This window comes from Rhizobium centroccidentale, from assembly GCF_030182565.1.
GTDB lineage: Bacteria > Pseudomonadota > Alphaproteobacteria > Rhizobiales > Rhizobiaceae > Rhizobium.
This window is the reverse complement of record NZ_JAQJCG010000001.1, coordinates 302504-314530: the sequence shown is the minus strand read 5'-3', so window position 1 is coordinate 314530 and position 12027 is coordinate 302504. Positions and strand designations below refer to the sequence as shown.

The 12027-nt window shown below is 55.6% G+C and carries 8 protein-coding genes; 3 read left to right on the top strand and 5 right to left on the bottom strand.

All coding sequences use genetic code 11. The annotated features are described in order from the left end of the window. Positions 1–11: 11 nt before the first annotated feature. On the bottom strand, positions 12–941 hold the full coding sequence (locus PH562_RS01350; protein WP_285171173.1) for a substrate-binding domain-containing protein: 930 nt from the start codon (positions 939–941) through the stop codon (positions 12–14). 379 nt (positions 942–1320) lie between these two features. Between PH562_RS01350 and PH562_RS01345 the strand changes: the two genes are divergently transcribed. From PH562_RS01345 to PH562_RS01335, 3 genes are all read left to right on the top strand, one after another. After that, complete coding sequence (locus PH562_RS01345; RefSeq protein ID WP_285171091.1) at positions 1321–1560, top strand: hypothetical protein; 240 nt, start codon at positions 1321–1323, stop codon at positions 1558–1560. Positions 1561–1610: 50 nt separating this feature from the next. Further along, on the top strand, positions 1611–1895 hold the full coding sequence (locus tag PH562_RS01340) for a DUF4142 domain-containing protein (RefSeq protein WP_285171090.1): 285 nt from the start codon (positions 1611–1613) through the stop codon (positions 1893–1895). 607 nt (positions 1896–2502) lie between these two features. Continuing rightward, positions 2503–5232, top strand: coding sequence for an EAL domain-containing protein (locus PH562_RS01335; protein ID WP_285171089.1), 2730 nt, complete (start codon positions 2503–2505; stop codon positions 5230–5232). 550 nt (positions 5233–5782) lie between these two features. Here PH562_RS01335 and PH562_RS01330 read toward each other — a convergent pair. The 4 genes from PH562_RS01330 to treY all read right to left on the bottom strand — a co-directional run bounded on the left by PH562_RS01330 (position 5783) and on the right by treY (position 12005). After that, entirely contained in the window at positions 5783–6064 is a 282-nt protein-coding gene (locus tag PH562_RS01330; RefSeq protein WP_285171087.1) for a hypothetical protein, read from the bottom strand. Between the two features lie 418 nt (positions 6065–6482). Continuing rightward, positions 6483–6857, bottom strand: a complete 375-nt coding sequence (locus PH562_RS01325; RefSeq protein WP_285171172.1) for a GFA family protein — start codon at positions 6855–6857, stop codon at positions 6483–6485. Positions 6858–7363: 506 nt separating this feature from the next. Beyond that, a complete protein-coding gene (gene glgX / locus PH562_RS01320; RefSeq protein WP_285171086.1) occupies positions 7364–9433 on the bottom strand; it encodes a glycogen debranching protein GlgX in 2070 nt (689 codons plus the stop codon). A 97-nt stretch (positions 9434–9530) separates the two neighbouring features. Further along, entirely contained in the window at positions 9531–12005 is a 2475-nt protein-coding gene (treY, locus tag PH562_RS01315) for a malto-oligosyltrehalose synthase (protein ID WP_285171085.1), read from the bottom strand. Positions 12006–12027 lie beyond the last annotated feature (22 nt).

Below are 12027 nucleotides of genomic sequence, written 5' to 3'. Positions count from 1 at the left end.
ATTTCCCTCGGTCACTGGGTCTTCGGCAGATAGTTGGCGATATTTCGTGGTGTCACCAGTTCGAAAGGCACGTTGTTTTCCCGTGGCACCTTCTGTCCGCTGGCAAGTTTGATGGCCGCATCGACCGCCGCTGCTCCCTGCCCCGAGGCACTTTGAAGAACAGTGACTGCCAGGTCGCCGGTCTGCATTGCCGCCAAAGCATCGTCGGTTGCGTCGATGCCGGCAACAACGACATTTTTCATCGGCATGCCATTGCGCTTCATCGCGCGGATTGCGCCTAGCGCCATTTCGTCGTTGTTGGCGATCACAGCATCAAACTTCACACCCGCTGTCAGCCATTCCTGCATTTGTTGATCGGCATAGTCGCGCGACCAATAGGCAGCCTGCCGTTCTACGATCTGCAGATCCTTGCAGGCGGATGTAGCGATGACGCTATCGATATCCTGTGTGCGGGCGCGCGCAGCCGCATGGAAGGGTTCACCCATCAGAATGACCAGGCGTCCCTTTCCCCTCAGGAGAGAGCAGACTTCTTTCGTCTGTAGAGTTCCCGATTCCTTTTCGTCGGACGCGACAACGGCTTGGGTTTCAGGCAGGTCCGACAGATTGGAGGGCACATTGTTGATGTAGACGAGGGGAATATGGGCGTCGGCGGCCAGTTTTGTCATTTGCGGGCCGAGGTCACCATCCGAAACGGCAACAATAATCGCATCGACCTTGTCGGCGATGAACTGCTGAACTTGCTTTTTTTGCAGCTCATTGTCGCCCTTGGCGGTTTGGGTGACCAGCTTCAATCCTGAAATCGTCTTTCCATGGGAGACAATACCGTCGAGCAATGCCGTTCGGAATTTATCGAGATCGGACATGGAGACGCCGATCGTCTGGGCATTTGCAGTCGAGGCTGCGATCGACATGATTATTGCAGCAAGTATGGCCCTATTCATCATCCCCTCTCAAAAGATGCTCGATGAGAGTGAGATCTATGCATGAATATGGTTAAAGAATTTTCTTATTTTGGTTTTCCATCCTTTATATTAAATATATATAAAATAATTTCCTCAACCAATACAAGAAAACAATACAATTGTACGATATATATTGATTGATGGATATATATCATTCCGCGCATTTCGCGATCATCTAATGCCACAAGATACATCTAACATCGTGATGATGAATTTCAGCTTCAAACTGAACAACCCTCACGCGTAGCTCGGCATTTTTCGTGATGTCAGACGATTTTTTTCGATGACCCCTCTACAACCGATTGGCGATCTTTCCCGCAAAGGATAATATCCATCACGGATAGCGAGGACGCGCCTGATGCCAAAATACAAGAGGTTATCCGATGATGATCTATTGCTGGCGATCGATCGGACACGAGTCGAAATCGAGGGGCAGAAGCAGATTGTCGCCGGGCTCACCGCCGCCGCTGTGGGATTCCAGGATGAGATCGGCCATCGGCGGCTGGTCGACACGCATATCCTGATGCGCGCCATTCTTGAATCGGATCTCACGAAAATGGAGGCTGAATGGCAGCACCGGAAATGGCCTGGCGAATAAAATGAACATCGTGCCGCCTTTGCTGTTTGAAACGCCACGGCTCAGATTGGTTGCGGCCCCGAGCACGCGGTCTCGCCAATGCCGTAAAGATCCCGCTCCCGACCGAACTTGATGCCGATCATCAGGTGATCCATGACCGCCTGGATAAGCTGAACGGCGAAGCTTTCGCCAGGGCCTATATCGCGGCCCAAATCGTCGATCATCAGAAGACCGCACAACTGCTGGCATGGGAGATTTCCTTCGGCGAGGATGCAGAGATGCAACGTCTTGCCGGATCGATGCTCCCGATCGTGCTGATCATCTCCGGCAAGCACAGGAAATCAACGCCGCCTTGAGCCGGGCCGGCATCCGGTTTCTGCGGGACGCTGTGGCAGCGAGCCTGGCGAAAAAAGCACACGCCGTTCTCGTGGCTGCCGGCTATAATCCGGCCGCACCTTCGAAATGGACGATCGGTATTTCGTCTGGGCGCTTCGCACCTGAGAGCGGCACAAAGGCCGACCAGCAATCGACCTGGCAGAGCCTCACCCAGGGCACATCAAGCCACGTCGATTACTTGAATGGCGAAATAAAAATATGATTTTCGATCGCTATTCGAGCAAGCGTCGTTTCATTTAAATGAGCAGGAGACTAGGTAATCGGACTTAAATAAGCGGGTTTCGAATGCCCGACCTGAGAAATAGGTAACGAATTCTACTGGCGTCATGGATAACACTTTCCGTTTTGTGCGGGAGGCGTTGATGCCATATAGCTGCGCCCTCTCACAAGAATATAGCACCAACTTCAGCAGGATAGCTGAGACGTCCATCACTCGATAGTGTAACGATCTCGCTCAATGCTTATAAGACTTTGATCATATACATATCAAAGTTCACTATACTCGAAAGAGATAATCGAATTTTAAGCGGATGCCGGCATGATTATTACGCCCAGGTGGAAAGCACTATGATCTCTCGTCAGAAAACCGCTCAAATTCGGAAACACGGCCGGTGGTCGGACGCGGCGCAACGCACCTTGCTGAGTGACCGGAAGATATCACCACATTCCATGAAGCAGGCGTTGTCGACCCCAGCAATCTGGCCAGCGTTTCAGCCATTGGTGGACATGCAAAGCGGAGCGCTCGTCGGGTTTGAAGTGCTGGCGCGCTGGACCGATTCCGAAGCAGGCATCATTCCGCCATCAACATTTATTCCTGTTGCCGAAGCAAACGACCTCATCGACGCTTTGACAAAAAAGATCGTCTCGGAAGCCTGTGAGCTGGCAAATCTCTGGCCGGGAAATTTCGTGCTCGCGATCAATATTTCTGCCGTGCAATTCCGTGATCCGAACTTGTTCGAATTCATCCGCAGCATTGTTCAGGCGACCGGCTTTCCGTTAAATCGAATCCATATTGAGATAACGGAAAGCGTTCTGCTTGAAGATGATGAGACCGTCCGGTCAACGATCGCTCTGCTGAAATCTGCTGGCATAGGTCTTGCGCTTGACGATTTCGGAACGGGATTTGCCAGTCTCACCCGATTGCACGCCTTTCCTTTCGACAAGCTCAAGATTGACATGAGCTTCGTGCGCTCAATGCAACACGACAACGATAGCCGCAAGATCGTCGCCTCTGTGGTCGGGTTAGGCCAAAGCCTTGGGATGGTCGTCGTTGCAGAGGGCGTCGAGACCGAGGAACAGGCGACCATTCTCCGCCGGTTGGGATGCGACCTCGGACAGGGCTGGCTATTCGGCAAACCATTGAATGGAGCTGAGACGGCGCAGTGGCTGGCATATCATAAACAACAATCGCTGTCTCAACGTGCCGGGAGTGTTTCACTGTTCCAGCGCGTTCACCAACTGGACGCACTGTACAGAGCGGCGCCGATTGGCCTGTGTTTTCTCGACATGGAACTGCGCTATGTCAGCGTCAACGATCGCTTTGCCGAAATGTTTGGCCTCTGTCCGGATGACCTGATCGGGCGGACGGTGCACAGCTTCGCGCCTGACCATGACGCGCCTCGCGTCGCCGGCGATCTGCGGCGTGTCCTCGCCGGCGAGACCGTCGTCATCAACGAATACCAGCCTGCCGGCAGCGAAAAGGCTTTCCTTGTCATCAATCAGCCTGTCGACGACGATGGGGGTGAGCAGATCGGCATTTCAGTTACCGCAATCGACGTTACCGATCGCAAAACGGTTGAGACCGTGCTGAGGGAAACCGAAGACCATGCTCGGCGATCGGCCGAACTCAACGCAAGTATTCCTTGGTCGAGTGACGCCAAAGGTGTTGTCAATTTCATGGGACCGACACTCGATGGAATGGCTGATAGCACCGTTGATCGTATTGCGGACTGGTATCGCCGCATGCATCCAGACGATCGACTCCGGGTTCGGCAGGAATGGCTTGCATGGTTGCCATCCGGCAAGCCTTTTGAAACAATGTTTCGAATGAGACTTCACGACGATGCTTGGAGATGGATGCTCAGTCGTGCAAAGCCGCATCGTGACTCCGAAGGGAAGATCGTCAAGTGGTACGGTGTCATAACCGCGGTCGCGGATCGAGACGGATTCGAGCCGAAAATTGAACTGTTCGGAACTTCGACGAAGGTGTGGCAGACGAAATCGCCGACCGGCATGGCGGTTGCACCCTGGCGTCCCACAGCGGTGAAGCATGAACTGAATTTTCCGGGTTCTGGGATAAGTCGCGCAGCGTCCGTCACAGACCCGAAAGATGTCTTGCCGACGGAATTGTTGGTATCGATGCTGATGCGAATGTTCGAGTCCGCGCCTATAGCGATGTCTATTACCACGAGTGACACGAAAACATCCAGTTATGTTAAAGTCAACGAAGCCTATCTCCGGCTGACCGGCCTGAAGTGGGACGACATTAAGGGCAAGAAGCTGACTTCCGAGGGTGCGGCGATTGACAATCCGGCCCGGGACCGCCGTCACCGGCTTCTCGAAGAAGAGGGCGCCTATGAGCTGGAAGAGGTGGATATCACCTATGCCGACGGCACGATTATTCCGACGTTGATCTCAGCCCAGCGCACCGTGATCGACGGAGTTTCTTTCGATGTCGAGATCATCCTCGATGTTTCCGCTCGTGTCAGGCAGCAACGTGAGATCGAGAACGCACTAAAAACCTCGGCGCGCACCGACGCACTTTCAGGTCTTCCCAATAGGGCCTGTTTCGATGAAGTTGTCGCCGACGCAGTCGCTCGCAACCTGCTAAACGATCGAAAGCTTGCCCTCGCATATATCGACCTGAATGATTTTAAGATCGTGAATGATACGATCGGGCATTCGGCGGGCGACGAGGTGCTAAGAACGATAGCCAACAGATTGCGTGAGAATTTTCGCGCCACCGACTTCATTGCACGTATCGGCGGGGATGAATTTGTCGTGCTGCTCGACATAGACCGGAAGCTCGCCGGCGATTTGCAGTCGCATCTCCAAGAGACGATGGAACGCATCTTCAAACCGATACCTATCGACGGGCAAGTGACGTTCACCGGCGCTGCAGTTGGCGTTACCTTCCTGCGGGCGGATGACACTGTGCAATCCTATGTCAAACGCGCGGATGAATATATGTATATCGCTAAAACCAGCGGCGAGCGGGTAGCGGTAGTCTGTTTCGGCCAGATTCTCGATCCGTCTGCCCTCTCGAAGCACACAGCGAGACAAACGCGGCTATCATAATATCTCGCAGCCGCATCGACGATCTCCTTGAGCCGACGTCACCGTAAAGGTTGCGCTCGCCTAACTGCTCCTGGATGGCAGCCAGCGTCCAGCCGGCCGCAGCAGCGTCATCAGCGTTCTTATAGACGTTGAAGTGCTTCAGGCATGCCTCGATACAGGGGCGTGCCGAACCGCGGCTGCGGCCCATTGTTGCTACTAAGGAACGCGCATTCCGGTACGCCTTCGTTATGCGCCGCTTACCTTGCACTCTGCTCTCGACAATTTTTTCCTAAAGCCGTTCATGGAGCGTCTGCCGCCCACAGAGCCCGGCCGGCTCGAGCCAAGGCCTAGTGTGCGCTCATCCCAGTAAATTGTATTCGACTTCCGCTATCGCCAGGCGAGTCAGCCGACCTGCATTTTCATCTCGCGCTGGTCAGCTCCCTCGCGAAGATGACATTGACGAACTAGCGATATCGTATCTGAGCAGGAACAAGACGAAAAGCGAAAGTGGATGAGATCGCGCCGAAGATGGACACGCTGCTATCCTCATGAAGCTTTCCGTAGGGCACGGTCAGTAGCGGTAATAGCGGTGATGATGATGGTGGTGCTTGTACCAACCACGATGATGGCCGCGCCAATAATGGCTCCGGTAACTGCGATGCGATCTCCAGTGGTGGGGCCGATGATGCCGCGGGCCGTGCCAATGGCGACGATGATGATAGCGGACGATTTGAACGGATGACTGAATCTCCGGCTTCGTCATGTTCATCATGGGCGCAGCTGAAACAGTACCCGCACCGATCAACAGACCGACGCTCAGGAGCGGCGCAAGCAGACTTTTAAAGATTTTCATAGCGAACCTCCGTCATCGTCGACATCCTGAAACCGGACGGCTGAACCGGGCATGAACGGCGCTGATGATGAACCGTTGCCTCATAGAATAGCAGATCGAGAAGCGCCTCAGGCAAATGGAAAAGGGCAACAGATGTCAAAGTCGGGCACAATCCGCTTGGCCTAGGTGGAGCACACCACTTTTGTGCTCTTAAGCGGACTTGAACTGCCGACCTGCCGCTTTTGGAGCATCAGCTACGGGTTTTCATTGAAAACTGAGAAGAATATCCACCTGGCGCAGATCCGTCGCAATGCCCTTGAGATCACAGCTATAGCTTGGATGACGGATAGTCGAGTGAGTGGAGAAGCACTCCAGGTCACGCGCGCCGTTTGCGCCGCTTTGCTTTCGCGAAGGCAGCCACCCGACCGTCGCGCGCTGCTCATCGTCGATCCTCCTCGTACTGCTCCGCGCCTTCGATCGACGAAAGCCAGGGTTCCCGCCGTTTGGTCCACACCTCATAGCTGGGCATGAGACGCGTGGGTGCCTCGCTCAGGACTCCCAGTTTGATCTCGACCTCGCTCTTGCCAACAGCAAAGACGCGCGAACCGCAACGCGGGCAAAACTCACGTCCAGCAAACTCGCTCGTCGCGCCTTCATAGTGAAATTCACTTGCGGGCCATAGGCCGAAATAAGTGAAGGCGGACCCGCTTTCCTGTCGGCAATCCGTGCAATGGCAAATGCCGATACGAAGCGGCTTTCCGCGCACCATCAGACGCACTTGCCCACAACGGCACGACCCGGTTAACTCCGTCATGGTGTCGTCCTCGTCATCGCTTACATTCGTGATTGGGCCCTCCCCGCGGCTGACATGTTCCGTCTGCCAGCGTCCGTCCGACAGCTGATAGCTGATTTCGGCGTCTTCAGCGCCCCGTTGCTGCCGGGCTGCAGCAGATTTGGCAGCGGCAAGCGCACTCTCGTGATCGGGAAACGTGTCCGACCAGACATCACCGACGCGGTAGGCAAAACCCTCGTCATGGATCCCAACATGATATGTTAACGGCATTGGTTCCTCCGGCTCGGCGAATTCGGAAACGGTGCACCAAGGGTCGATCCCTTGCAGGAGAGCGCCCGCATCATCTCACCGTCTCCCACCAAAGTTCCGAGACCAGGAAAAGTTTCCAAACAACAACAGATATTGACGTCTGCTGACAGCCAAGCAGAGCCGTTCGATCTGGATTTCAAACTAAAATCTCAGTGAGTGGCATGTGTTATATGACCCGAGGACAAATTGGATGGGCAACCTGCATTCCCACGCTTGTTTCAGGCTGGCCGCAAAAGCGAGAGGCTGCGGGCTTCAAGATTTAAAATTTTCTTCTCAACTGCACCTCGACCCTGCTCATCAGGATAGGATGTCGACAGCTCAAGAGCCCAGCGCTTATCATCCGGCAAGCTAAAGTCGACATTGCTGTCATGGGGGTTGAACAGGATCAGAACATCATCCCAGCCCTCTTCGAATGGCTGCTGACGCGACAGACGCAAGCCGATCGCCGTATTCGCTTCATCGTCCCACTGCTCATCCGCCTGCTCACCGCCACCCGGATTGAGCCAGGTGACGATCAGGCCGTCGCGCCAATTTTCCCGTCTGAGGATGGAATGCGCCTGACGCAAGGCGATCAGGCGTTTGACGAAGGTATAAAGCGCTTCGGCGCTACCATATCGATCGTCCCAATGCAGCCAGCTGAGTTCGTTGTCCTGACAATAGCCATTGTTGTTGCCCATCTGGCTGCGGCCGGATTCATCACCCCCCAGCAGCATCGGCGTGCCATGGGAGAGAAAGAGGGTCGCGAGAAAATTGCGCTTTTGGCGCTCCCGAACGGTATTGATGGCTTCATCGTCGGTCGGACCTTCAGCGCCATAATTGTAGCTGCGATTGTCGTTGTGGCCGTCATTGTTCTCTTCGCCATTCGCCTCATTATGCTTCTCGTTATAGGAGACGAGATCATTGAGCGTGAAGCCATCGTGGGCGGCGACGAAATTGACGCTCGCCCATGGGCGGCGGCCGCGAAGATCATAAACATCGCCTGACCCTAAAATGCGGGCGGCAAAATCCCTTGTCATGCCGGGAGTGCCCTTCCAGTAATCCCGCACCGTATCGCGATATTTGTCATTCCATTCCGCCCAACCCGGCGGAAATCCCCCCACCTGATAACCGCCGGGACCAATGTCCCACGGCTCGCCGATAAGCTTGACTTTCGCAAGCACAGGATCCTGGCCGACCGCATCGAAGAAGCCGCTACGCTGGTCGAAACCCTGAGGTTCGCGGCCGAGAATGGTGCCGAGATCGAAACGAAAGCCATCGACATGCATTTCTTCGACCCAGTAGCGCAGCGAGTCCGTCACCATTTGCAGCACGCGCGGATGCGACGTGTTGATCGTGTTACCGGTGCCGGTGTCGTTGATGTAGTAGCGGGGCTGGTCCGGCAGGGTGCGGTAATAGGAGAAATTGTCGATGCCTTTGAATGAAAGGGTGGGACCGAGTTCGTTGCCCTCCGCGGTGTGATTGTAGACGACATCGAGGATGACCTCGATACCGGCATCGTGAAAGGCACGCACCATGTCGCGAACGCCTTCGAGGCCTTTTGGCCCATAATAACGAGTTGCCGGTGCGAAGAAGGCAAGGCTGTTGTAGCCCCAATAGTTGCTTAAGCCCTTGTCGAGCAAATGACTGTCATCGGGAAAGAAGTGAATGGGAAGAAGCTCGATCGAGGTGATGCCGAGGCTCTTGATGTAATCGACGACCGCCCCATGCGCCAGACCCTCAAAGGTGCCACGCAACGGCTCCGGAATTGCCGGATTCAGCATCGTCATTCCCTTGACATGCGCCTCATAGAAAATGGTTTCAGGCCACGCGACCGACGGCCTTTTATCCGGTGCTTCATTCTTGAGGTCGACCACACGGCATTTGGGCATCTGTCCGGCGCTATCGGTCTCGTCGAAGGAAAGATCCTTTTGCTCGTCATCCAGACCATAGGCGAATTGCGCTTGCGACCATTCGATGTCGCCCACAAGCTCGCGAGCATAGGGGTCGACGAGCAATTTGTTCGGATTGAAGCGATGACCATTTAACGGATCGAACGGGCCATGCACGCGGTAGCCGTACAAGGCACCCGGCTTCAACCCAGGAACATAGCCGTGCCAGATCTCATGGGTATATTCCGGCAGAGCGATCCGCTCGATCTCCTGCTTTCCGCTTTCGTCAAAAAGGCAAAGCTCCACCTTTTCCGCGTAGGCGCTGAAAAGTGCGAAATTGACACCCTCTCCGTCATAATTCGCTCCCAGGCGCGTGTAATCTCCAGGCTCGATCGCATGCCTCTTGCCGCCTTCCGTCATGGATACCTCGTGATTGTTGCCGCGCAGCAGAAACACCCTATGAAGCGCTTTGTTCCGGCCTTCGGGTTGGAGTACACATGAATGGATGCCGGGATCGTCACCTGTCTCCCACGACGAGGGATAGGGGATGATCGGCAAACAGCTGTGCTGCCAGAAGATTGCCGGCTGAGACCGGCTGATCCGTGAGGAGATCATACAGCGGCCCCTTGAGCTCTCGCGGCATCGCGACAGCGATGTCCTTCCAGAAATCCGATGATGGCATGCCGATCAGGCGCGGCACGATCGTAATCGCTATTTCCCGCTCGTGAACGCGCGCGAAGGCCACGAGATTGGACGCTCGTGCCCCGCTGGTTTCCAAAGGCACATATTCGCCCTCCAGGAAAAGAAGGGGGTGCTGATTGCGATATCGCAGCACCTTGCGGATGACGTGCCGTTTCAAGGAAGCGGCATTCGGCGCAAGGGGACCTGTTGCTCCCGTGTCAGTCCACAGATGGTCGACCGGTCGTCGGTTGTCAGGATCGACCAGGCTGAAATCCAGACCCTCGGTACCCTGATAGATGTCGGGAATGCCGGGAGCCGTGAGCTTGATCAGCAACTGCGACAGGCTGTTGCCGAAACCAAACTCCATGAAAGGGCGCAGCGTCCGGTCAAAATCACCGATGAACTCCCGATTATCCTCCGAAAGCAAGGCGGCAGCATAGGCTTGGACTGCATGCTCATACGCCGGATTTTCATCCATCCAATCCGTCCTGAGCTTGGCCTCTCGGATCGCTTTCAAGGCATAGGCGTAAAAGCGCTCCTTCAGTGCGTTCCGATCGGCTCCTTCAATGTCCTGCGGCCAGATACCGGCAAGCGCCTGGTAAAGCATCCATTCGATATTGGGCTCAGGAGCAGGCCCATCGGCAAGGCTGGAGCGAAAAGCAGAATTCATGTTGCGCCACCGCTCGACACCGGCAATCCAGGCATCAGGATCCTGCGTCAGGCCGTAGAGGCGGGCACGGGCGTCTTCTCCCCGCTTGGTATCATGCGTCGATGTCGCGGAAAGGCCGCGGCGTTGTCGTTGAAATCGATCGATCATGAATTGGTGAAAGGCCGCTATAGAGCCGGGCGACGCATGCGGCTCGCCTCCGACCTCGTTTAATGCGATCAGGCGGTTATATCGATAAAATAGCGTGTCCTCGACTGCCTTTGCCATGATCGGACCACTGAGCTGCTGAAATCGGGCTCGAAACTCCAGAGCGTCGGCTGCAGAAACATCCCCTTTCAGAAGACGGCCGAGCGCATCGAGGGCATCATTGGCCGGCAATCGGCTTTGTGCCGTCTCGCAGGCACTCTCGATGATCGCCACGTCATCGGACGATGCAGCTCCCCGATAGCCGTAGGTACGGTAAACCGGAAAGGCGACCAGCAGTTCGCGAAGCGCCGACGATATTTGCTCCGCGTCGAAATCAGGAAAAATCGAACATGCCAGGCTCGCCAAACGCCTCATCTCGCCGGCAAAATTGCGCCCGACCATCAACAGCTTCGCCTTGCGCAAACCTGCGGCGAAGTCGGCGTCCTCCTCGCTTAGGGAGTTGTAGGCTTCATCCAGCCTGCGTAACCCATCCTCGTTCACGAAGAGATCAGCCATGGCGGCGATGAATTCGTAGCCGGTCGTTCCCGACACCGGCCAATCCGCCGGCAACGTCTCGCCGCGGGCGAGGATTTTTTCGACTACGATGAAAATGTCCGGGCCGACGGCCTGCCGCAAATGCTCGAGATAGCTCTTCGGATCGGCCAGTCCGTCGATATGGTCGACGCGTAATCCTTGAACCTGTCCGGCGCGAACCAATTCAATGATCAGCCGGTGCGTGTCGTTGAAGACCCGCGCGTTCTCCACCCGCATCCCGACCAGGCCTGCCACCTCGAAGAAGCGCCGATAGCTGAGGTTTTCGGCGGCATCTTTCCAATAGAGCAATTGCCAGTGCTGTTCGGCGAGTAGTTTTCGCATCGCGACCGCATCTTTCGAAAACGCACGCAACCGCTCCGCATCCGTTCCAATGTCCGCTGTCAGCCACTCGGCGCTTTCAGCCGAGAGCGGAAGCAGATCGTCGAAATAGACCAGATGAATGCCTCCATCCTTAGGCTCGTAGCGAAGATGAAACTCCCCCGCGGGTAGGCTTTCCTCGAACGGCCGCCCGAGCAGCGGCAAGGTGAGCTTGCGGCGCCAGTCGATATCGAAATGGCCGGCATAGGCGCTGCTCGATCCGCGCTGCAACACGTCACGCCACCACGCGTTTTCCACGGAGGCGGCCATATGGTTGGGCACAATGTCGAGGATCAGGCCCAGCTTCGCCTGCCGCAAGGCCGTGCAGAAAGCATCGAACCCGGCGCGGCCGCCAAGCACCGGGTCGATCTCGTTCGCATCTGTGACATCATAGCCATGGGTCGATCCCTTCTTGGCAGCAAAGATCGGCGAGGCATAGACATGGCTGATGCCGAGATCCTTCAGATAGGGAACCAGCCCCGTTGCCTTGTCAAAGGTGACATCTCCGCGAAACTGCAGGCGGTAGGTAGAGGTCAAGACAGTCATGGCTTCCTCGCTGCGTCAGGCT